The organism is Lysobacter sp. H23M47 (assembly GCF_015209765.1).
GTDB lineage: Bacteria > Pseudomonadota > Gammaproteobacteria > Xanthomonadales > Xanthomonadaceae > Novilysobacter > Novilysobacter avium.
Genome location: NZ_CP063658.1, coordinates 1158936 through 1181970, shown reverse-complemented (window position 1 = coordinate 1181970; position 23035 = coordinate 1158936). Strand labels below are relative to the sequence as shown.

The 23035-nt window shown below is 66.8% G+C and carries 18 protein-coding genes; 8 read left to right on the top strand and 10 right to left on the bottom strand.

Features of this window, described 5'->3' with window-relative positions:
• The first annotated feature begins 71 nt into the window (after positions 1-71).
• The 4 genes from INQ43_RS05400 (at position 72) to INQ43_RS05385 (ending at position 5449) form a co-directional block, all read left to right on the top strand.
• Positions 72-506 carry a DUF2231 domain-containing protein gene (locus INQ43_RS05400; RefSeq protein WP_194035421.1) on the top strand — a complete coding sequence of 145 codons (435 nt, stop codon included), beginning with the start codon at positions 72-74 and terminating at the stop codon, positions 504-506.
• On the top strand, positions 503-1795 hold the full coding sequence (locus tag INQ43_RS05395; RefSeq protein ID WP_194037343.1) for a sorbosone dehydrogenase family protein: 1293 nt from the start codon (positions 503-505) through the stop codon (positions 1793-1795). Before INQ43_RS05400 ends, INQ43_RS05395 begins: the two co-directional genes overlap by 4 nt.
• 2 nt (positions 1796-1797) lie before the next feature.
• Positions 1798-3015 carry an acetate/propionate family kinase gene (locus tag INQ43_RS05390; protein ID WP_194037342.1) on the top strand — a complete coding sequence of 406 codons (1218 nt, stop codon included), beginning with the start codon at positions 1798-1800 and terminating at the stop codon, positions 3013-3015.
• Between the two features lie 67 nt (positions 3016-3082).
• Positions 3083-5449 carry a xylulose 5-phosphate 3-epimerase gene (locus INQ43_RS05385; RefSeq protein ID WP_194037341.1) on the top strand — a complete coding sequence of 789 codons (2367 nt, stop codon included), beginning with the start codon at positions 3083-3085 and terminating at the stop codon, positions 5447-5449.
• Positions 5450-5485: 36 nt separating this feature from the next.
• Here the strand turns inward: INQ43_RS05385 and INQ43_RS05380 are convergent, their stop codons facing one another.
• From INQ43_RS05380 to proB, 3 genes are all read right to left on the bottom strand, one after another.
• Positions 5486-8368 (bottom strand): VWD domain-containing protein, encoded by a 2883-nt coding sequence (locus tag INQ43_RS05380; RefSeq protein ID WP_194037340.1) that lies wholly within the window; start codon positions 8366-8368, stop codon positions 5486-5488.
• A gap of 148 nt (positions 8369-8516) precedes the next feature.
• The gene (locus tag INQ43_RS05375) at positions 8517-9791 is read right to left on the bottom strand and encodes a glutamate-5-semialdehyde dehydrogenase (protein WP_194037339.1); all 1275 of its coding nucleotides are present in this window, start codon (positions 9789-9791) and stop codon (positions 8517-8519) included.
• Between the two features lie 52 nt (positions 9792-9843).
• The gene (gene proB / locus INQ43_RS05370; RefSeq protein WP_194037338.1) at positions 9844-10989 is read right to left on the bottom strand and encodes a glutamate 5-kinase; all 1146 of its coding nucleotides are present in this window, start codon (positions 10987-10989) and stop codon (positions 9844-9846) included.
• A gap of 406 nt (positions 10990-11395) precedes the next feature.
• On the opposite strand from proB, the gene INQ43_RS05365 reads away from it, so the two are divergent.
• Positions 11396-11938, top strand: a complete 543-nt coding sequence (locus INQ43_RS05365; RefSeq protein WP_194037337.1) for a DUF1190 domain-containing protein — start codon at positions 11396-11398, stop codon at positions 11936-11938.
• 4 nt (positions 11939-11942) lie between these two features.
• The gene (locus INQ43_RS05360) at positions 11943-13127 is read left to right on the top strand and encodes a glutathionylspermidine synthase family protein (RefSeq protein WP_194037336.1); all 1185 of its coding nucleotides are present in this window, start codon (positions 11943-11945) and stop codon (positions 13125-13127) included.
• Here INQ43_RS05360 and argH read toward each other — a convergent pair.
• The 7 genes from argH to INQ43_RS05325 form a co-directional block, all read right to left on the bottom strand.
• Positions 13118-14434, bottom strand: a complete 1317-nt coding sequence (argH, locus tag INQ43_RS05355; RefSeq protein WP_194037335.1) for an argininosuccinate lyase — start codon at positions 14432-14434, stop codon at positions 13118-13120. The two genes, INQ43_RS05360 and argH, sit on opposite strands and share 10 nt — an antisense overlap.
• A 25-nt stretch (positions 14435-14459) precedes the next feature.
• The gene (gene argC / locus INQ43_RS05350; protein ID WP_194037334.1) at positions 14460-15413 is read right to left on the bottom strand and encodes an N-acetyl-gamma-glutamyl-phosphate reductase; all 954 of its coding nucleotides are present in this window, start codon (positions 15411-15413) and stop codon (positions 14460-14462) included.
• Entirely contained in the window at positions 15410-16792 is a 1383-nt protein-coding gene (locus INQ43_RS05345) for an acetylglutamate kinase (protein WP_194037333.1), read from the bottom strand. Before INQ43_RS05345 ends, argC begins: the two co-directional genes overlap by 4 nt.
• A 58-nt stretch (positions 16793-16850) precedes the next feature.
• Complete coding sequence (locus INQ43_RS05340; RefSeq protein WP_194037332.1) at positions 16851-17945, bottom strand: acetylornithine deacetylase; 1095 nt, start codon at positions 17943-17945, stop codon at positions 16851-16853.
• Positions 17935-19134, bottom strand: coding sequence for an argininosuccinate synthase (locus INQ43_RS05335; RefSeq protein ID WP_194035408.1), 1200 nt, complete (start codon positions 19132-19134; stop codon positions 17935-17937). The genes INQ43_RS05340 and INQ43_RS05335 overlap by 11 nt, the downstream gene beginning before the upstream one ends.
• Entirely contained in the window at positions 19131-20162 is a 1032-nt protein-coding gene (locus INQ43_RS05330) for an N-acetylornithine carbamoyltransferase (RefSeq protein WP_194037331.1), read from the bottom strand. Before INQ43_RS05330 ends, INQ43_RS05335 begins: the two co-directional genes overlap by 4 nt.
• A 293-nt stretch (positions 20163-20455) precedes the next feature.
• On the bottom strand, positions 20456-20944 hold the full coding sequence (locus tag INQ43_RS05325; RefSeq protein WP_343221405.1) for a hypothetical protein: 489 nt from the start codon (positions 20942-20944) through the stop codon (positions 20456-20458).
• 118 nt (positions 20945-21062) lie between these two features.
• Here INQ43_RS05325 and cysS point away from each other — a divergent pair, with 118 nt between their 5' ends.
• Both cysS and INQ43_RS05315 read left to right on the top strand, forming a co-directional pair.
• A complete protein-coding gene (gene cysS / locus INQ43_RS05320; protein WP_194037330.1) occupies positions 21063-22487 on the top strand; it encodes a cysteine--tRNA ligase in 1425 nt (474 codons plus the stop codon).
• 50 nt (positions 22488-22537) lie between these two features.
• Positions 22538-22981 carry a SufE family protein gene (locus tag INQ43_RS05315; protein WP_194037581.1) on the top strand — a complete coding sequence of 148 codons (444 nt, stop codon included), beginning with the start codon at positions 22538-22540 and terminating at the stop codon, positions 22979-22981.
• Positions 22982-23035 lie beyond the last annotated feature (54 nt).

The following is a 23035-nucleotide window of genomic DNA, read 5'->3' as shown; positions in this document are numbered from 1 at the left end:
GACACGATGGATTCCTGGCACGACGTTGTGTCCGTGAACATTCCCTTCTGTCCTCTTATGGAGCAACCACCATGGCAGCCACCGTTGATCGATCCCGTGCAGTTTCTGGCCGGCTTGCCCCTCTGCACTCATTTTTGTTGGGCGGCGCGATAACCCTCTTCATCGCAGCGATGCTGAGCGATTGGGCCTACTCCACCAGTTACGAGATCCAGTGGAACAACTTCGCGTCGTGGTTGATCGCCGGTGCACTCGTGCTGACGGCGCTTGCCGTCGTGTGGGGTTTCGTCGACTTCTTCCGAAACGACGGCGGGCAGACGCGGGGGCTGGTGTATCCGGTGCTGCTGCTGATCACCTGGATACTCGGCTTCATCAACGCGCTGGTCCACGCCAAGGACGCCTGGGCGAGCATGCCGGAAGGGCTCGTTTTGTCGATCATCGTCGTCCTGCTCGCCTGCATCGCGGCCGGAGCAGCATCCATGTCCCGCCGGACCGGAGCACTGTCATGAAGCGCACCTCCCTCCTCATCGCGGTTCTGGCCGCCCTATCGCTGTCGGCCTGTGGCGGCACCGACCCCGATCCCGAACAGTACGGCGCGGATCCGGTCCTGCCCGACCATCAGCGCGGGCTGCTTCCCCGCATGACCATTGCCAACCCGACCAACTGGGGCGATGAGCTCCCGATGGTTCCGGACGGTTATTCCATCAGTGCGATCGCGACCGAACTCAAGATCCCGCGACAGACGCTGGTGCTGCCCAACGGCGACATCCTGGTGGCCGAGGGCAAGGGTGGCAATGCGCCCGCCTTGAAGCCCAAGGACCTCATCGCGGGTCCGATCAAGGCCAAGGGCACCACGTCGGTGGAGAGCGGAGATCGACTGACCCTGTTGCGCGACACCGATGGCGACGGCACGTACGAGATGCAGACGGTGTTCGCAGAGAACCTCAATGCTCCATACGGCCTGGCGTTCATCGATGGCGCGCTCTATGTCGCCAACCAGGACGCCCTGGTGCGCTTTGATTACACCGAGGGGCAGACCCGCGCCGAGGCGCCACCGGTCACGGTGACCCCGCTGCCGTCCGCGATCAACCATCACTGGACCAAGGCAATGACCGCCAGCCCCGACGGGCGATTCCTTTACGTCGGGATCGGCTCCAACAGCAACATCACAGAGCGCGGCATGGTGGCCGAGGTCGACCGCGCCACGATATGGCAGATCGATGCGGCGACCGGCGCCCATCGCGCGTACGCCACCGGCGTGCGCAACCCCACGGCGCTGGCCATCCTGCCCGGAACCGACCAATTGTGGGCCGTGGTCAACGAGCGTGACGAGCTTGGCCCGAACCTGGTCCCCGATTACCTCAGCTCGATCCGAGATGGCGGCTTTTACGGCTGGCCCTACAGCTACTGGGGCCAGAACGTCGATCCACGCGTGAAGCCGCAGAACCCGGATAAAGTCGCCTCGGCGATTGCACCGGACTACAGCCTGGGATCGCATGTGGCTGCACTGGGGCTGGACTTTTCCTCGCCGGTCATGGGCGCGCAGTTTGCCGAAGGCGCATTCGTCGGTGAGCACGGCAGCTGGAACCGCAAGGACCCCGTCGGTTACAAGGTCGTGTTCGTTCCCTTTACGGCGGGCCGTCCGTCCGGTGATCCGATCGACTTCGTGACCGGTTTCCGTGGCGAGGATGGAAAGACCCGCGGTCGGCCGGTGGGCGTGACGGTGGATCCGCGCGGCGCGCTGATTGTTGCCGATGACCTGTCCAACACGATCTGGCGGATCACGCCGACGCGCTAGCCGTGAACCGCGTCGATACGCTCATCGTCGTCCTCAACTGCGGCTCATCAAGCATCAAGTTCGCCGTATTTCCCGCCGATGCCGAGACACTGCCGCGAACGCCGCTATGGAATGGCAAGGTGCAGGGCATCGGCAGCTCTTCCCCGGATTTCGGTGAAACCGGGGTCGAGCCGTTTGCCGTCGATCTGGACCCGGCCATTCCGCACAGCGCCGCGCTGGAGCTGATCCAGCAACGCATCACACGGCGCCTGGACGGGCGTCGCGTGATTGCGGTGGCGCATCGTGTCGTCCACGGCGGGACCCGGTATTTCGATCCCATGATCGTGACCGTGCCCGTCCTGGAGGACCTGCGCGGCTACATCCCCCTGGCACCTCTGCACCAGCCGTTTCCGTTGGAGGCGATGCGCCTGTTGCTGGAGCAGCGCCCTGACATCGTGCAGGTCGCGTGCTTCGACACCGCCTTCCATCACACCCTGCCCAAGGTCGAGCAGATCCTGCCACTGCCGTATTCGGCGTGGCAGCGCGGCCTGCGCCGCTACGGCTTCCATGGTCTGTCCTACGAGTTCATGAGCCACGCCCTGCCCGAGCGTCATGGCGAAGTGGCGCGCGGGCGGGTCATCGTCGCGCACCTGGGCAGCGGCGCCAGCCTGTGCGCAATGCACGACCTGCAAAGTGTCGCTACCACCATGGGCTTTTCTGCGCTCGAGGGACTGATGATGGGCACACGTACGGGCTCCATCGATCCGGGCGCCCTGCTCTACCTGATGGAGGTGGAAAAGCTTTCGCTGGAGGACGTGGCGTCCACGCTGTACCACGACTCCGGCCTGCTCGGGGTGTCCGGCATTTCCTCGGAGCCGCGCGTCCTGATCAAGCACGAGGACGATCCCGGCGAATCCGGCGAACGCGCAAGGATCGCGCTCGCGCTGTTCGTGCGTCGGATCGTGAAAGAGATCGGCGCGATGGCCGCCGTGCTCGGCGGTTTGGACCTGCTCGCCTTCACCGCAGGCATCGGTGAGCACAGCGTTTTCATCCGTGAGCGGGTGTGTTGCGACCTGGCGTACCTGGGCGTGAAGCTCGACGCCGACGCGAACGCCATCGACGCGCCGGTCATCTCGGCGGCGGGCAGTCGCGTCCTCGTTGCGGTCGAACCGACCAACGAGGAGTGGATCGCCGCTCGCCACGCCCGTGAACTGCTCGCGGCCAACGACCATCCGCCCTGATCGAGCGCACGCTCCAACCACGTCGCGCGTCAATTGCAACCTCTCGGCACCACACAAGGCCTATCCCATGAACACCCTTTCCAACCCGCGCCAGCATTGGCTTTCCGGCTACGGCCCCATCGTCCATCGTGACGACACCGTCAAGCGTGTCGATGTCCTCGTGTCCCGGCTCGTTGCCGGAGGCGCGGACGAGGCGGGCATTTACACGCTGCTCGCCGCCGCCGACCGCGTGACGTGCGCGGGGATGAAGGTGGTCGCGCACATGAGCTATGCGCTACGCGTCGACATGTCGGACGCGCCCCTGGCGGCCGAGGACTTCAAGCCGACCCCCGAGGGCCACACGGGTGGCTCGCTCAACATGGTCCAGGCCTACGTGGCCTATCTGCTGGCCAACGCGCTGACCGGCACCACGCGCTCATGGATCATGGGCCAGGGCCATTGCGTGGCGGCCATCGAGGCGGTGAATGCATTGACCGGCGACGTATCCCCGGCGCAGAAGGGGCGCTACGACCGCAGCGAGAAGGGCCTCTCGCAGCTGTGCAGGGATTTCTATTCCTACGCCATTGATGCGAACGGCTTCCCGGCGGTACCACTGGGCAGCCACGCGGGGCCGAACACCGGGGGCGCGGTATCGGAAGGCGGCTACCTCGGCTTTGCCGGCCTGCAGTACATCCACATGCCGCTGGTCGGCGAATCGCTGGTTGCCTTCCTCAGTGACGGTGCGTTCGAGGAGCAGCGCGGGCCGGACTGGGCGCCGCGCTGGTGGCGCGCCTACGACAGCGGTCTCGCCGTGCCCGTGATGATCCTCAACGGCCGCCGAATCGAGCAGCGCACCCAGATCATGCAGCAGGGCGGCGCGGAATGGCTGGCCGAGGACGTCCGCCACAACGGCTTCGAGCCCGTGACCGTGGATGGCCGGGACCCCGCCGCAATCGCGTGCGCGATCATCGAAAGCGAGGATGCGCTGCGCAGGTTCGTCGCCGATCCGGACCAGCATTATCCGGCGCCGATGCCCTACGTCATTGCCGAGACCGAAAAGGGCTTCGGCTTTCCCGGCGCCGACAGCAACGCCGCCCACAATCTGCCGCTGGACGGCAATCCGCATACCGATGCCGCCACCCGGCGGTTGTTCAACGAAAGCTCGGCTGCCCTGTTCGTCCCGCCAGCCGAACTGGACGCTGCGCTGGAGGCGTTCGCCACCCATGCCGGGCAGGAGCGCGCGCTGGAAAGTGCGCACCCGATGGCCCATCGCCGCCCCGCTGCACCGCAGCTCCCGGAGCCGCGTTGGGAAACTACCGGTAGCCACGGCAGCGCGATGACGACACTGGACCGCTGGTTTGTCGAACTGGCCAACAGCAATCCAGAGCTGCGCATCCGCGTGGGAAACCCGGACGAGCTGGCGAGCAACAAGATGGGCGCCACCCTTGAGCTGCTGAAGCACCGGGTCAATGAGCCCGAGCCTGGCGTGCCAGAGCATCTGTACGGCGCGGTGATTACCGCGCTCAACGAGGAAGCGGTCGCGGCAGCGGCGCTGGGCAACAAGGGTGGGCTGAACCTGATCGTCAGCTACGAGGCATTTGCGGTGAAGATGCTCGGCCTGCTGCGGCAGGAAATCATCTTCGCCCGCCACCAGCGCCAAGTGGGTCAAAAGCCCGGCTGGATCTCGGTGCCATTGATCGTCACCTCGCACACCTGGGAAAACGCCAAGAACGAGCAGTCCCACCAGGACCCGACCATGGGCGAGGCGCTGTTGGGAGAGATGTCCGATACCTCACGCGTGCTGTTTCCGGTCGACGGCAATACCGCGGTCGCGGCACTGCGTGACGTGTACGCCCACCGCGGCCAGGTGGCCTGCGTGATCATCTCCAAACGCGAGGTCGAAAACCGCTTCGATGCGGAAATGACCCGGCAACTGGTCCGCGACGGCGCCGCCCATCTGGTCGGCGATCCCGCTGAGGCAGACGTGCAGCTGGTCGCGCTCGGCGCCTACCAGCTGGAGGAGGCGATGAAGGCGCAGCAGCAGCTGGCCGATCGGGGCAAGCATGCCTGCGTGACCGTGATCCTCGAGCCGGGCCGGCTGCGTATTCCGCGCGATGACATCGAAGCGGAATTCGTCGACGACGACGCCCCGGTCGACGCGCTGTTCCCGCGCGACCTGCCGCGGGTGATCATCACCCATACCCGACCCGAGCCGATGCTGGGCATCCTGCGCCGCATCGACAGCGGCCGTGCGAGGACCCGCGCGCTTGGCTACATCAGCCGCGGCGGCACGCTGGACGTGCCGGGCATGCTGTTCGCCAACCGCTGTACCTGGGCGCACGCCGTGGATGCGGCAGCGAGCGTGGCGAGCTGGAAACGCGATGCGCTGCTCGAACCCGCGCAGCTCGATGCGATCGATGGCAAGGGCAATCCGGCTGACCTGCGGCGGCAGTGATCGGCCGCCGCCGCAGATGGAGGGAGCCCTGCCGCGCTAGTCGCCGGATTCGGGGGGTTCGGCGGCCGTGACCGTCAGCGTTTTCCTCGCCAGTACCGTGTGGTCCTGGTACTGCACGTAGCGGACTTCCCAGGTGCCCGGTTCGTCGGGCACTTTGACCTGAAGCGGGGTGCCATCCCCGGTCGGGCTGTGCTCCACCGAACTTCTGCCCTCCGTGCCGGGCTTGGCCACCGCGATAACGTCATAGGGGTAGCCCGGCCCCGTCCATTCAACGGTTATTTTTGATCCCGCCGCCGCGCTCGCCGGGACCTCAAGATTCGCGGTCACCGGCGTGGTGGTGATCAACTTGCGTGCCAGTACCTTGTGATCCTGGTACTGCACATAGCGGACCTCCCACTCACCGGGCTCCGCAGGCAGCTGCAGTTTCAGCGGTGTGCCGGCCTCGGTGGGCGTGTGGTTCACCGAGTCCCTGCCCGCTGCGCCGGCACGCACTACCGAGACGTGGTCGTAGGGGTAGTTCGGCCCGGTCCAGCTGACGTCGATGGTGGAGCCGGCGGGCGCGGTCGCCGGGATGTCCAGCTTGGCTTCCAGGGCAGTGGTGGTGATGCTCGTGCGGGCCAGCACCTTGTGGTCCTGGTACTGCACGTAGCGAACCTCCCACTCACCGGGATCCGCGGGCATGAGCAGATTCAGCGGCGTGCCGGCGGTGGTCGGCGTGTGGTTTACCGACTCCCTTCCGGGGGCGCCGGCGCGCACCACCGAAATAACGTCGTGCGGGTAATTGGGGCCCGTCCATTGCACGCTGACCTTGGCCCCGGCCGGAGCGGTCTCAGAAACCTGCACGCTCGCCTCCAGCGGCGTCGTGGTGATCTCCTGGGTGGCGAGCACCTTGCGTCCTTCGTACTGCACATACCTGACCTCCCACTTGCCCGCCTCCGCCGGCAGGAGCAGGTGCAGCGGATTGCCCGCATCCGTCCCGGTGTGATTCACCGATTCGCGACCCGGTGTGCCCGGGCGTGCCACAGCGATATAGTCGTGGGGTTCGTTGGGCCCGGCCCAGGTAACGCGCACCGTGGATCCGGCCGGCGCGCTTGCCGCCACCTTCAGCGTGGCCTGCGCGTTGGGATCGTGGCCCGCCGCTGGCTCGACTTTCCTGTCAGCCTCGCCCGGGGCCGCGCTGGTCATCCCGGCCGTGCCACCGGCGATCGTAGCGCTGCGCTGTGCGGCGGAGACGAAGGCCATCTCGCCGGTCACGGCGTAGTCGAAGATGCACTGATCGAGGAAAGGCTGCAGCGCGACACCGGACTCGCGGCAAACGGCTTCGGCGCGCCTGAGCAGATCCGCCGGCAGGCTCTGGCGGGTCACGTGCTTTTCCGGGAACGTCCGGTCGGTGTAGGTCGCAGTGGATTCGCCGTCGCGATAGTTGAACAGCGATTCGTCATCGGCAACCCGCCACCCGTCGGCGAAAACCTTGTAGAGCTTCTCGCTGTCCAGCGGCTGTGCGAGGACCTTGCCGTCGCGCGTGCGGAAGTCGTTCTTCGGATCACCGTCGTGGTTGCCCAGCAACCCGGTCGCTGCAACTCCCTCGGCCAACTCCATGGTGAAGTCGATGAAACCGCTGGATGGGCTGTTGGCGATGACCTGGTGGCCGTCGGTCGTTGCAATCTGCACCGCGCGGTGGAACTGGGTCAGCGTGCCGGTGGCAAACTCCAGCACTTCGCCGTCCGCGCCATGGGGCACGGCCTTGCCGTCGATCTGTACACGAAGGCCACCCTGGTCGGTATCCAGCAATACGCGGGTGCCGTCGATGTCCATCGCCATGGCGGTCACCACCGACACGGTGCGTGAGGAGTGGCGCGGCGCCGTGCGCAACTGGACTTCGAGCCTGGGCACGCGTACGGCGACGAATTCGCCCACGGCCTGCATGGAGAGATTCGCACCATCGAAGGTGCTCAGGTGGGGATCGCCGCGGACACCGCCGCAGCGACCGAAGCAGCGTGGCGGCGGGGGTGGTGGCGGCGGATCGTAGCAATTGCCGCCGAGGTTGCAACGGATCAGGTCGTTGCTCTTGGAGGCGCCACCACCGAACTTCTGAAAGTACTTGCGCACACACTTCAGTCCGAAGCGGCAGCCCTTCAGCCCGTCGCGGAACCCCTTCATCATCGGGTCGGCCTTGGCCGGCGTGCTGGATCGGGTGGAGCCCTTTACCGCAGTGCCGAGCATGCCTTGGAACGCAAGCGGCTCTTCCACTCCGTCGATTTCCTCGCCGTAGTAGCGGATGCGGTTTTCCGCCATCCGGTGAGCAAGCACCTCCAAGGCTCCGGCACCCGCCGGGTCCTGTCCGGGCAAGGCCTGCAGGAAGGCGAAATCGATGCTCATCGGATCGTCCGGTGTGAGCCGGTCGCCGAGGAAGGTCAGGTCGAGCTCGACGCTGTCATCCAGACCGATCGGGGCGGCGGCATCCGGGTCCGGCATGGCCACAATCGCCAGCCCATCGCCGTCGGGTGTCCGCAGCAGGCCTGCGATCACGGTGACGTCGTCACGCCGGCTGCCGTCACCGCCGGACAGCCACGGGCGCAACTGCGGGTAGGCGATGAACTGCGCATCGTGCGGCAGTGGAACCGCGGCGTCCGGCTCACCTGGAAGGTTCGCGAGGATCTCTTCCAGCAGTTCGACCCGCTGGCCATCCGCATCAAACGTGGAGACGCGCTCGTACAGCCAGAGGTCCTGGACCCAGGGGCCCTCGACCATCCGCGCATCGGATGCGGACACCGCCGCCACGTTCCCGGATCCCCTCGATCCTGAAGTGCCGGCGCCCTTCTCGCCGCAACCGGCCAATGTCCCCAGCGCGAGCAGCAACACTGCCAACGCACCAAAACCCTGGCCGGCGGATGATGCCGGCGCGTTCCTTTGAGACATGTGGTCTTCCCTGTTGTCCGTGGTGGAGAGCCGCAAGCCCGGGAGTGGTCCCGGGCATCACGTCAACAGGTATACGCCAGGCCATCGGCAAAGCGGACAGCAGCCCACCCAAGTATGGCAAGGCAGGTAATACGGCCGTTCGCGCGCGTCAGGCCTGCGCGGCCACCACGTCGGGGTGGCGTACCTGGCCCTCGCCGCGCACCACGTAACGCTCGATGGTCAGCGACTCCAGTCCCATCGGGCCGTAGGCGTGCAGGCGGGTGGTGGAGATGCCGATCTCCGCGCCCAGGCCGAGCTGGCCCCCGTCGTTGAAGCGCGAGGACGCGTTGACGACCACGGCCGAGCTGCGGATCTCGCGGATGAAACGGTCCACCGCATCGGTGTCGCGGCTGACGATCACCTCGGTGTGGTCGGAGGTGAACGTCTGGATGTGGACGAGCGCATCGTCGATGGAGTCGACCACCTTCACCGCCAGCACCGGTGCGAGGAACTCGCGGTCGTAATCCTCATCCGTCGCCAGCGATGCATCCGGGAACAACTCGCGGGTGCGCTTGCAGCCGCGGATTTCCGCGCCGCGCGATTGCAGGTCCTGCAGGGCTCCGGGCAACCAGTCGGCGGCGATGTCGCCGTGCACCAGCATGGTCTCCAACGCGTTGCACACGCCCGGACGCGACAGCTTGCCGTCGATGGCCAGCTGCAGCGCCAGGTCCAGATCCGCGGCCTTGTCCACGTACAGGTGGCAGACGCCCTTGTAGTGCTTGATGACGGGCACGCGCGCGTTCTCGGCAACGAAATGGATCAGCTTCTCGCCACCGCGCGGAATGGCCAGGTCGATCAGGTCGGTCAGCTGGAGCAGCTCCAGGACGTGTTCGCGCGCGGTGTCCTCGACCAGGGTCACGGCCTCCGGCGGCAGGTCCTGCTCGCGCAGCGCGCGGTGCAGGCAGGCGGCGATGGCGATGTTGCTGTCACGCGCCTCCGAGCCGCCGCGCAGCAGGACCGCGTTGCCGGCACGCAGGCACAGCGCGGCGGCGTCGGCGGTCACGTTCGGGCGTGCCTCGTAGATCATCGCGATCAGGCCCAGCGGAATGCGCACCTTCTCGACCTTCAGCCCGTTGGGCATGGTCTGGCTGCGGGTCACCTCGCCGACCGGATCGGGAAGCTCGCCGATCTCGCGGATGGCGGCAACGATGTCGGCCACCCGGCCCTCATCCAGGCGCAGGCGGTCGAGCATTGCGCCGGTCGTGCCGGCCTTTTCGGCGCGCGCCATGTCGTGTGCGTTGGCGCTGAGAATATCGCTGCTGCCCTGCTCCACCGCGTTGGCCATCGCCGCGAGCATGGCGCCGCGTCGGGGCGCGTCCAGCTTGGCGATGACGTGGGAGGCGGCGCGGGCGCGCCGGGCAAGATCGCGGACGTATCCACTCATCGAAAGTTCTCCTTGAAGTCTGGTTGACCCGAAACCCGGGTCGAAAGCGTGTTCAAAACTCCGCTGTTGAAGTCGGCGCCAGCAGGACCATGTCCTCGCGGCGGATCACCGAATGGCCATGGTCGAAACCGAGCAGCTTCTGGATGTCGCTGCTGTGGTGGCCGGCGATGCGGCGCAGGTCGCTGGACTGGTACTGGACCAGTCCGCGCGCAAGCCTGCAGTTGCCCTCCGCCGGAAGCACGTCGACCATCGCGTCGCGCGAGAAATCACCTTCCACGCCGATCACGCCACCCGGCAACAGCGAGGCGCCGTGCTCGCAAAGAGCTTCCACCGCGCCGGGGTCGATCCGGATCGCGCCGCCGCTTGGGGGTGTGTGCCGCAGCCATTGCTTGCGCGCGACCAGTTGGTCGCCGTGCGGCTCGATGTAGGTGCCCAGCAGGCGGTCCTCAGCCAGCGCGGCGATGGCCTTTGCGTCATGTCCGCAGAACAGCGCCGTGCCGATGCCGGCCGAGGCGCATTTGATCGCCGCCTCCAGCTTGGTGTACATGCCGCCGGTTCCCAGCTCGCCGGCACCGCCGGAGGTCATGCGCATGATGTCGGTGGTGATCTCGTCGATCTTCGGCACCGGCTTGGCGTCCGGGTCTTCCACCGGATGGCCGGTAAACAGTCCGCTGGTGTCGGTCGCGATCAACAGGATGTCGGCCTCGACCATCGTGGCCACCGCGGCCGCCAAGTTGTCGTTGTCGCCCAGCTTGAGCTCGGCCACCGCGACGGTGTCGTTCTCGTTGATGATCGGCAGCGCACCGATGCGCAGCAGCTCGCGCAGCGTGGATTGCGCGTTGAGGTAGCGACGGCGGTTGCGCAGGTCGTCGTGGCTGAGCAGGACCTGGGCGACCGGCTGTTCCATCAGTCCCTGCCAGAGCGCGAGCATCGGCGTCTGCCCGATGGCCGCCAGGGCCTGGCGCTGGATCACGCCCATATGGTGGTTGGCGAGCAGTCCGCGCCCGGCGGCAACGGCGCCCGAGGACACCAGCAGCACCTCGCGCCCCTGATCGGCAAAATGGCCGATCAGGCCCGCCAGGGCGGCAGCGTTGCGCTTTCCAAGCCCCCCTTTTCCGTCGGTCAAAAGACTGCTGCCGACCTTGATCACAGCGCGTTGCCAAGGGGGAAGGGGTTGCTCGGTAAATGCGGAAGTCATCGTTGTAACCAGTACTCCATGGGTGATTTGTCAGCGGTGGGACACGACATCGCCGTTCGGCAATGACACTGACGGGTCGCGAAATCGCGAACGGATGGGCACTTCCCATGGCGATCGATCACGCCAACAGCGACCGTTCAAGGTCGCAACCAGGACCCGCAGATACCCAAGCGCCAACAGGCTTGACGGGTAACAGCCCCGGTAGCGCACTGGTCCACCAGCCAGGCGCAGGAAGTGCGAATCCGAACATCGGTACGCCGTGGATGACGCCGGAAAACCGGATTCGACAAGCAGGCAAGCCTAACAGGGTCGAGTGGCCAACCCAACCCGGCTTCCCTCGACCGCGCCTTGAGGGCCACCGGTATGGGCTAAGATCCGCTCAGCACTGACACTCCGGACTCCAGGCATGAAGCGATCGAAAACCACCGCGCTGCTGTTGATGAGCGCCGCCCCGCTGCTGTTCTCGGCATGCCAGCTGGAACCGCAGGGACAGCTGCAGGAAGGCGTGTACACCTCGGTGGACAACTGCGCCCGCGCCACCGGCGAGTCGTCCACGTGCCAGCAGGCGTTCGAGACCGCGCAGCAGCAGGCCGCCGACTCCGCGCCGCAGTTCGCCAGCCGGGAGGCGTGCGAGCAGGAATACGACGCCGATCAATGCGTGGAGCAGAAGACGCGCTCGGGCACCTCGTTCATCGGTCCGATGATGGCCGGCTTCTTCATGTCGCAGATGTTGCAGGGCCGAGCGGCCAGCGCCACCGCTGCAGCACCCGCGGCGGCGCCGGCGTTCCGCGACAAGGCCAACGGCTGGGCGCGTCCGGCATCGCCCGGCATGACCGGCGCCAACCGCACCGCCCTGACCCCGATCACCAGCCAGCCCAACCGCGCGGTCACCGCCAGTCGCGGCGGCTTTGGCGACAAGAGCCGCAAACGCACCAGCTCCGGCGGTTGACCGGGTGAAGCGCGTTGCCATTGCCGAGCGCTCCAACTGGCGCGCGCGGGCGGACGAGGCCGGCTTCCGTTTCCACACCATCGACGGCGAGCCCTACTGGGATGAAAGCGCCTATTACGCTTTCACCTTGCGCCAGATCGAAGACGACATCGAAGACCCCAGTCTTGAACTGCACTCCATGGCGCTGGACCTGGTCGGCGAGGTCGTTGCCAGCGACGAGCTGATGGCCCGGCTGGCAATCCCGGAACCGTTCCGGGACTGGATCGCCGAGAGCTGGCGCCGGCGCGACCCGCACCTCTACGGCCGCCTGGATTTCGCCTATGACGGCCATGGCCCGGCCAAGCTCTACGAACTGAATTACGACACCCCGACGTCGCTGTTCGAGGCATCGTTCTTCCAGTGGCAGTGGCTGGAGGACCAGCGCAACCGCGGTGCGCTTCCCGGTCATGCGGACCAGTTCAACTCGATCCATGAGGCGCTGGTGGAGCGCTTTGGCCAGTTGGCCGCGCAACTGCCGCCGCCGCTGTACTTCACCGCGGTGCGCGATTCGGAGGAAGACCAGGGCACGGTGAGCTACCTGCGCGATTGCGCGGCGCAGGCCGGGCTGCATGGTGCATCCATCGCCATCGAGGACCTTGGACTGTCCACCGACGGGCGCTTCACCGACACCGACGACGTGGTGATCGGCAGCCTGTTCAAGCTGTATCCGCTGGAAGACCTGATGGACGAGGAGTTCGGCCTCGCCCTGCCCGGTTCTGGCCTGCACTTGCTGGAGCCGGCGTGGAAGGCGGTGCTGAGCAACAAAGGCATCCTGCCGCTGATGTGGGAGCGCCATCCGGGACACCCCAACCTGCTGGAGTCGCACTTCGATGACGGCTCCGCGCTGGCAAAGGGCTGGGTGCGCAAACCCCTGCACTCGCGCGAAGGCGCCAACGTCGCCATGCACATGGCCGATGGGCGCTGGCAGGCGAGCGATGGGCCCTACAGCGGCCCCAACATCCGCCAGGCGCTGCATCCGTTGCCGGAGTTCTCGGGCAACTACCCGATGGTCGGCAGCTGGGTGGTCGGTGACCACCCCTGCGGAATCGGCGTGCGCGAGGATGCCAGCGCGATCACCCGCGACAGCGCGCGGTTCATCCCGCACGCGATCATCGACGAAGTCCAGCCGAGCGTGAAAATCTACGTCTGAGGCGCGCCTTCCGCCTGCCCGCCCAGTGCGTGCAGGCGCTCGCGCAGGAGGTCAAGACGCAGGTCGCCGGAGGCTCCCGGTGACACGCGCGCCGCCACGCTGGCATCCGCATCGCCGGCTTCCCAACGGGCCGGATCTGCGGCCTGGCGGTAGGCTTCGCGGAACGGCGTACCCGCCCGTGCCAGGTCCACGGCCAGGTCGGTCGCGTACATCGATGGCTCCAGCGCCGCACGCATCGCTTCGGGTTTCCATTCCAGGTTGCGCAGCAGGTCGGGCAACAGCTCCAGCGCGCCGAGCCCGCGACCAAAGGCATGGAAAATCGCGCCCTTGCTGAACTGCAGATCGCGGTGGTAGCCCGACGGCAGTGACAGCAACTGCTCGATCTCGCTGCGCGCGGCCGCGACGCTCGCGTAGCTGGCGCGCATCAGTTCGATGACATCCGGGTTGCGCTTGTTGGGCATGATCGAGCTGCCGGTGGTGTACTGCGGCGGCAGGGTGACAAAACCAAACTCCGCGCTGGTAAACAGGCTCAGGTCCCAGGCCAGGCGGCGCAGGTCGAGCATGCCGCTGGACAGCGCTTCAATGGCCGCCATCTCGAACTTGCCGCGCGACAGCTGGGCGTAGGTCGCCGATACCTGCATGCGCCCAAAGCCCAGCGCCTGCGTGGTGTGCTCGCGCGCCAGCGGCAGGTTCACGCCGTAGCCGGCGGCGCTGCCCAGCGGGTTGGCATCCACCCAGGCCAGGGTGTCGTCGGAGCGCGCGGCGTTGTCGATGAACGCCTCCGCCCACGCCGACCACCACATTCCCGCCGATGACACGACCGCGCGCTGGATATGGGTGTAGCCCGGAAGCGGCAACCCTGACTCGACCTCCGCCCGCGTCAGCGCGATGCCGGCGGTTTCCAGGCAGAGCTCGCGCAGGCGCGCCAGTCGGTCCTTCAGCCACAGGCGCGTCGCCACCAGTACCTGGTCGTTGCGGCTGCGACCGGTGTGGATCTTGCGCCCGGCATCGCCCAGCCGATCGATGAGGCGCGCCTCGATCGCCGAATGGCCATCCTCGTAGGTCTCGTCGAGGACGAAGCGGCCGCTGGCGAAGTCGTCGGCCAAGGTGGTCAGTTCGCGCTCGATCGCTTCCAGTTCGGTCGCATCCAGGATGCCGATCATCTGCAGGCCCTGCGCATGGGCGCGGCTGGCCTGGATGTCGAACAGCAGGAACTCGCGGTCGAGGATCACGTCGGCGCCAGCGCAGAAATGCTGGATGCGCTCATCCACCTGGACGCCGGGTTTCTGCCAGAGAAGCTGGGTCATGTCTTGGGTTTCCTGCGGGGACGTATCAGACCGGGATGCCGGTCAGCTCGGGCAGCGCGAAGGCCCGGCTGAGGTTCTGCATCGCCTGCGTGGCGGCGCCCTTGAGCAGGTTGTCCTCGGTGGCGACGGCCACCAGCCGGCGCCCGTTTGCGGACAGGGTGAACCCTCCGATGTCGACGTGGTGCCGGCCGGCGATCGCGCTCACCCACGGGGCCTCGTCAACGATTCGTACGAGCGGCTCGTCGGCGTAGCGCTCGCGGTAGCGGGCAATCACTTCGTCGCGGCTAAAGGTGCGTTGCAGATGCATGTTGGCCGTCATGGTGATGCCGCGGAAATGCGGCGCCACGTGCGGCATGAACTCGACCGGATGGCCGAGCCGATGGCTGACTTCGCGCTCATGGATATGACCGGCCAGTGCGTACGGCATGAGGTTGTCGCGCAGCATCACCGGATCGTTGCGGTCCGAAGGCGTGGTGCCCGCGCCCGAGTAGCCCGACACGCCAAAGCACTGCGCAGGGCCGTCAAGCACGTCCAGCATGGGCGCAAGCACCAGTTGCATGGCGGTCGCGTAACAGCCCGGATTGCTGATCCGGCGCTGGCCTTCGTAACTCTTCCGGGTGAGCTCGGGCAGGCCGTAATACCAGTCCGCGTCAAAACGGTAGTCGGCGGACAGGTCCACGATCACCGGATCGGTTCCGCCGGCGCCCAGGGCAGCGACATAATCGACGGCCTTGTCATTCGGCATGGCGAGGATGTAGGCGTCCATGCCGGCCGTGGCGACGGCATCGGGTGTGGAGCTCTGGTAGCGCAGTTCGCCGACGGCGCCATCATGGTGGTCGGCCACGCGCTGGCCGGCGAACTCGCGCGAGGACACGAATCCCAGCGAGAAGCGCGGGTGGCCGCCGATCAGGCGCATCAACTCTGCGCCGGTGTGCCCGCGCGCGCCTATCAGGCCGACGTTGATGATTGGCATGCTCATGGCACCACTCCCGCGGTGGCCGCGGACGGACCCACGCCGTCGTCGGCCGGATCGACCAGCGTCGCGCTGCGGGTGGCGCAGTGGGCGACGCAGTGGGCGATCTCGTCGAAATTGTTCAGGCCGTACCAGAACACCTTCCATTGATCCTGTTTGCAATGGCCGTCGGACTGCGCGTAGTAGAACGCGTTGACCGGATTGCCGTGCCGCGAGCGCCAGAACAGCCGAGGCGTCTGGTCGCACATTACCTGCCACACCGCGCGGCCCAGGCCCTCGCCCTGGGCATCGTCGAGCACCGCGAATTTGTCGAGGTAGGTGTAGCCCTCCTCGTCGGTCAGCACCACCGCGGCGCGGTAGTTCTCGCTGACGTAGGCACGCAGCAGTCTGGTGCGCTCGAAGTAGTCTGGCGCCAGCCGGCGGCCGAACGCCGACTCGATCAGCGTGCGCAGGCGCGGCAGGTCCAGGGCTTCCCAACGGTCGGCCTGTAGCACCCGCTCGCCGCGCCGGACCAGGGTGCCCGAGCCCTTGTGGGTGAACAGCTCCTTGGCCAGCTCGGAGGGCTGGGTGATCGACACCGACGAGGACGGCGGCAGCTTGTCGAGCAGATCCTTGACCTGCTGGATCTTCACCCGCATGCCGCCGTTGATCCACGGCTGGTTCATCAGGTCGGTGTATTCGGTGGACAGGTTGATCGAGTCGATGATCCTGCCCTGATCGTCGAGCAGACCGCCGGTCCCGGTCAGGAACACGATCTTGTAGGGCTGCAGCACCTGGACCAGTTCGCTGGCGGCAAAATCCGCGTTGACGTTGAGGATCTGGCCGCCGGTGGTTTCACCCAGGCTGGCGATGACCGGGATCGAACCGGCCTGCAGGCTGGCCTGGATCGGTGCCAGGTGCACCCGGGTCACCTCGCCGACCAGGCCCAGCGTGGCGCGGTCCAGGAAGTCCGCCTCGAACACCCCGGAAACAATGGACGTGGCACGCGCGCCACCGCGCTGCAGGGCTTCCACCAGGCGCAGGTTCTGGGCGTGGAAGACGCGCCGCACGATCGCCAGCGCCTCCGGTGTGGTGACCCGCAGGCCGTTCACCGTCTGCTTCTCGATGCCCGCGGCGGCGAACTCGTCATCCAGCTGCGGCCCAGCGCCGTGCAGGACGATCGGGGTCAGGCCCACGTCCTGCAGGAAGGCCAGCGACGAGGTGAGCGCGTCGAGGTCATCGCGCAGCACGGCCCCGCCGACCTTGACCACGGCAAAGCGCGCCGCATCGAGCTGGGAGAAGCGCTTCAGGTACTGGCTGATCTCCTTGGCGCTGGCCATGCTGGACAGCAGGCGCACGATAGTCTGGCGGGTCTGGATATCGTTCGCGGAAGGCGGAATGGTCATGGGGATTCGTTGATGGGGGCGGTGGTATCAGGACGCGTTTGAGCCGGCGCAGCGGAACTCAGGTGGGCGGCTGGTCCAGGATGCGGCGGATGGATTCGACGTAGCGCTCGAGCTGGTCGAGCTCGACCCACTCGTCGGCGGTATGCGCCTGGGCGATTTGGCCGGGCCCGTAGACGATCGCGGTCATCCCGGCGGCGGAGAACAGCGAGGCCTCGGTCCAGAAATCGACCGCGGGACCGATTGGCAGATCGAGCGCCTCGGCCAGGTCGCGCGCTTGCAGGCGGCGGTCTTCCGCGGTGGCGATGTCGCCCGACGGCAAAGGCGGTCCGCGAAAGGTCTCCTGATAGCGCTCCACTGCGCCCGGCTCGGACAGCGTGCCGAACTGGTGGTGAAGCTCATCGATGGACATCGAGGGCAGCGGGCGGAAACCGAAGCGCACCTCGGCGCTGGGCGCGATCATGTTGGCCTTGATGCCGCCCTCGACCCGGCCGATGTTGAAGCGCAGCCCGGTCAGGCCACCGAAGCGCTGGTGCGACTGGTCGGCGACGAAATCCAGCGCGCGGTTGCCCCAGCGCATCGCCTGGTGCAGCGCGCTGGCGTGGATGGCGTTGGCGCCGGAGGCATGGCCGGCCGCGCCCTGGAACTGGACCAGCACCGAGGCAATCCCGCGATGGGCCAGCACGGCCTCGCAGTTGGTCGGCTCGGCAACGACCACTTCCTGGAAGCCGTGGCGGCTGCCCAGGAAGGCGGCGATGCAGCGCGGGTCATTGGCTTCCTCGTCGGTGCTGAACAGGAAGGCGGCGTCGCCGCTGGTGACCGCCGCGGCCGCCAGCAGCCCGGCCGCCGCGCCCTTGATGTCGCAGGCACCCAGGCCCACCGCGCGCCCGCCGTCGATCCGCAGCACGTGCGGGTCCGCGCTCCACGCCGGCGAGGACGGCACGGTATCCAGATGCACGTTGAACAGCCGCGTTGGCCGGCCGCGCACGGCGAGCATCGACACCGCGCCGTCGCCGTGGTCGGTCACCTCGATCCGGAACCCCGGCAACTGCGCGCGCAGGTAATCGAAGATGCCGCCGGTGCCGATCGCCCGCGGCGGATTGCGGGTATCGAAGCCGACCAGGGCTTCGAGATGGCGCAGGACCTCAGGAAGCACGGTTGACCTCGGCCCACAGCGTGCTGCTCATGCCCAACAGTTTGATGAAGCCTTCCGCCTCGGCCACCCCCCAGTCCGCGGCCTGGGCGTAGGTCGCGCCCTTGGCGTTGAGGATGTGCGGCGAATCGATCGCCACCGCGGTGACGCTGCCGCCGTGCGTTTCCACCACAACCTCACCGTTGACGGTCGCCTGGCTGGACGCGAGGAACGCTTCCAGGTCGGTTTTCAGCGGATCGTGGAAGAAGCCCTCGTAGACCAGCTCGACCCACTTGCGCGCGACCTCGGGCTTGAAGCGGTTCTGGTGCTTGCTCAGCACCGCCTCTTCCAGCGCCCGATGCGCGGTCTGCAGTGCGGCCAGGCCCGGTGCCTCGTAGATGATCCGGCCCTTCAGGCCGATGGTGGTATCGCCGGTATAGATCCCGCGGCCGACGCCGTACTCCGCGAACAGCGCGTTGAGCTTCGCCAGCATGGTGTGTCCGGGCATGCGGGCGCCGTCCAGGCTGACCGCCTCGCCAGCCTCGAAGCCGATCCGGACCTGCAGCGGCTGCTGCGGCCATTGCGCGCGCGGCTTGCACCAGCCGGTGGCACCTTCACCGGGCGCCTGCCAGCGATCGATCTCGCCGCCCGACATGGTCAGGCCCAGCAGGTTCTCGTTGATCGTGTAGGCCTGTTGCTTGGCGCGCACGCCGAAGCCACGGTCTTCCAGGTACTTCTGCTCGTAGGCGCGGACCTCGGTGTGCTCTTTCTGGATCTCGCGGATCGGCGCGATGATCTCGTAGTCGCCCAGCGACTTCACCGTCAGGTCAAAGCGCACCTGGTCGTTGCCCATGCCCGTGCAGCCGTGGGCGATGACCCGGGTCCCCAGCTCGTCGCAGCGCTTCAGCGCGGCATCGACGATCAGGTAACGATCCGATACCAGCAACGGGTACTGCGCCTGGTAGCCCTCGCCTGCCCAGATGAAGGGCTTGACGAAACCTTCCCAGATCGCCGGCCCGCCATCCACGGTCACGTGGGAGGCAACCCCCAGCTCGGCGGCGCGCTGCTCGATAAAGGTGCGCTCCTCGTCATCCACGCCGCCGGTATCGGCGAACACTGTATGCACCTGCCAGCCGCGCTCCTGCAGGTAGGGCACGCAGAAGCTGGTGTCGAGGCCGCCGGAAAAGGCGAGGACGATGGTCTTGTCGGTCATGGAAAGATCTCGGTGGGGTGGTTGCCGGCCAGAGCCGACATGATCGCCTTCTGCACGTGCAGCCGGTTCTCGGCCTCGTTGATCGCGATGCACTGCGGCGAGTCCATCACCGCGTCGGTTGCCTTGACGTTGCGGCGCAGCGGCAGGCAGTGGCTGAAGACGCCGTTGTTGGTCCGCGCCATCTTGGCCTCGTCGACCATGAAGTGACGGTACTGGTCGCGGATGGGTTTTTCCGGCGCCCAGTTGCCGAAGTACGGCAGCGCGCCCCAGCTCTTGGCGTAGACCACATCGGCGCCGGTGTAGGCGCTGGTGATGTCGTGGCTGACCGCCAGCGAGCCGCCGCTCTCGGCGACGTTGTCCGCCGCCCAGCCCATGTAGCGCTCATCGAGCACGTAGTCGGGTGTCGGGCACAGCAGGGTCACGTCCATGCCCATGCGCGTGGCAATGGTCAGCGCCGAGTTGGCGACCGCGGTGTTGAGCGGCTTGGGGTGGTAGGTCCAGGTCAGCACGAATTTTTTGCCGCGCAGGTCGGCGGTGCCGAAATGCTCCTGCAGCGCCATCACGTGGGCCAGTTCCTGACACGGGTGGGTGATGGTCTCCATGTTGATCACCGGCACCGGCGAATAGCGAGCGAACGCCTTCAACACCCGGTCCTGGCGATCCAGGGACCAGTCGACGAACTTCGGGAAGGCACGCACGCCGATCATGTCCACATAGCGCCCCAGCACCTGGGCGACCTCCGCGATGTGCTCCTCGGTGTCGCCGTCCATCACCGTGCCCAGGTCGAACTCGATCGGCCATGCATCCTTGCCCGGCTGCAACACCACCGCGTGCGCTCCCAGCTGGAACGCGCCCAGTTCGAAACTCGTACGCGTACGCATCGACGGGTTGAAGAACACCAGCGCGATCGACTTGCCCTTGAGCTGGTCGCCGAGCTTGTCGCGCTTGAACGCCGCTGCCTGGATCAGCAGGGCGTCAAGCTCGGAGCGGGACCAGTCCTGGGTATTGAGGAAGTGCCTGGGGGTCATGCGTCATTCCGGAAGTAATGGAGCGGTTGAAGGAGGAGGCGGAAAGTGCGGGAGCCGGGAACAAAAAAACCCAGCTCGGTGGCTGGGCTTTTTTCGTCTGTCACGCCTGTTTTGCGTGCACGTGCGATGAGCTACCCGGCCGGAGTGGTGGGCAACGGTCGACGCGCACGCGAGGTCATGCCTGCCGCCATGTAGGCGGAGGTCAGGATATCGGCGTCGGCGCGGAGGGCAGTCATTGACCGCTGATCCTCGCATGCGCTGGCGGGCACCGCAAGCATCCACGCACGCTCCGGCTAGTTTTCACGGTTGCTGCTGACAACCGGGGTCACGCCGATGCGGATGCGCAGGCGGTTGCCCGGATCCTCGGCCAGGCGGGAACGGTACTTGGAGCCCTTGTAGACATAGTCCACGTCGTAGGCGATCGGACGCTGGAACTCGCGCCGGACCGGCACCACCGTGCAATCGCGGTTGCCGGCTTCCTCGGGTTCGTCGGGCTGGCGACCCAGCACCCCCCGCACCGCACCCACCACCCGCGACAGGCGCGAACCGACGTCCTCGTCCTCGGGGTCTGGCGTGCAGGTCTCCACCATCGCCGTCGCGGTGAGGGTCTGGTATACCGGCGTCACCCGCAGCACCTGCGCGTAGGCGAAGCGCACGTTCTCCAACTGGGTCAGGGTCACGTCCTGCGCGCTGGCGGGAGCCGCTGCCACGGCAAACAGCAACAGGGGCAGCAGGCGGAGACACATCATCGTGTTGGCGGACTCGGGCGGCAGGATGCCCAAGTGTATGCGGCAACGACAGGGCGCAAATGAATCACTGCTGTAGTGGCGCATGCCGTCCTGCGGCTGAACCTTCCGCCTGCGAACGCTAGAATGCCGCAACGTCCTTTTCCCGTGCCCCATGAGCCTGTACCTCTACAACAGCCTGAGCCGTCGGCTCGAAGCGTTCCAGCCGACCGACCCGGGCAACCCGACCATGTATGTCTGCGGGCCGACGGTCTACAACTACGTCCACATCGGCAATGCGCGCGGGCCCGTGGTGTTCGGCGTGCTGGCGGACCTGCTGCGGCGGCGCTACGGCGCGCTGACCTACGCCCGCAACATCACCGACGTGGATGACAAGATCAACGCGGCCGCTCGCGAGCAGCAGGTGCCGATCTCGGTCATCACCGACCGCTTCGCCGCCGCCTACCGCGATGACATGGCCGCGCTGGGCGTCGCACCGCCCGACATCGAACCGGAAGCGACCGCGCACATCGGCCCGATGATCGCGATGATCGAGCAGCTGATCGCCTCCGGGCATGCCTACGCAGCCGAAGGCCACGTGCTGTTTGCCGTTTCCAGCTTCGAGGGCTACGGCAAGCTCTCGCGTCGCAACATCGAGGACATGCTGGCGGGCGCTCGCGTGGACGTCGCGCCCTATAAGCGCGATGCCGGCGACTTCGTCCTGTGGAAGCCTTCCGACGAAGGGCTTCCGGGCTGGGAGTCGCCGTGGGGCCGTGGCCGTCCGGGCTGGCACATCGAGTGCTCCGCGATGGCCGCCGCGCACCTGGGCGAGACCATCGATATCCATGCCGGCGGCGTGGACCTGCAATTCCCGCATCACGAAAACGAGATCGCCCAGAGCGAGTGCGCCCACGGCGGCAAGCCGTTCGCGCGCTGGTGGCTGCACAACGGCATGCTCAACTTCGACGGCGCGAAGATGAGCAAGTCGGTCGGCAACATCGAACGCGTGCATGACCTGGTGCGAAAACACCCGCCCGAAGCGCTGCGCTACGCCCTGCTCTCCGCGCACTACCGCCAGCCACTGGACTGGTCGGATGCGCTGATCGAGCGCTGCACGCGCACGCTGGACCGCCTGTACGGCACGCTGCGCGACATCGATGCGCTGGCGGGTGATTCCGCGTCGGCCAGCAAAGTCGATGCACCGATACCGGCCGCGATCGAAGCCGCGCTGGACGACGACCTCAACACCCCGCAGGCGCTGTCGGAACTGGCATCCATCGCCTCGGTCGCGCGTGGGATACGCAACAACTACGTTCATTCTGAAAGCCGCGACGATTCGCACACGCTCACGGATCTGATCGCAGAAGCCCGCAAGCTCCGCGCCGCCGGCCGTGCCCTCGGCCTGCTGCAGCAGTCGCCCGAGGCGTGGTTCAACCGCGGCGGGGATGAGGATGCGCATATCCAGGCGCTGATCGACGAACGCACCGCCGCCAAGGCCGCCAGGGACTTTGCCCGCGCCGACGCCATTCGCGAGCAGCTGGCTGCCGAAGGCGTGGTGCTGGAAGACACACCGGCCGGCGTGCGTTGGAAACGTGCCTGAGCTGGACATCCGTTTTTTTGAAAGCGAGTCGTACCGTGACTGAAGCCAAGCTGCCCACACCCTTCCCGCTGGAAGCCAGCGCCGCCGAAGCGCAAGCCGCGATTCGCGACGAGTTCGCGTTCTTCGGCGACTGGTCGGAGCGCTACCAGTACCTCATCGATCTGGGGCGGAAACTGCCGGATCTTCCCGCCGAGTTGAAGACCGAAGAGCATCGCCTGCTCGGTTGCCAGTCGATGGTCTGGATCGTCCGCAGCGGCGATACCGACAGGCTCGACTTCCACGCGATCAGCGATTCGGCCATTGTCTCCGGCCTCATCTACCTCGCGCTGCGCGTCTATTCCGGCCGCAGCGCCCGCGAGATCGTCGCCACCGACGCCGAGTACATCGGTGATATCGGCCTGGCCAAGCATCTTTCGCCCACCCGCAACAACGGCCTGGCGGCGCTGCTCGCCTTCATCCGCGAGACGGCTACGCAAGCCTCGGGCGATGCCTGACCTGCCGCTGGGGTGAAAACGGAAAACCCCGCCGTGGGCGGGGTTCCGGATACG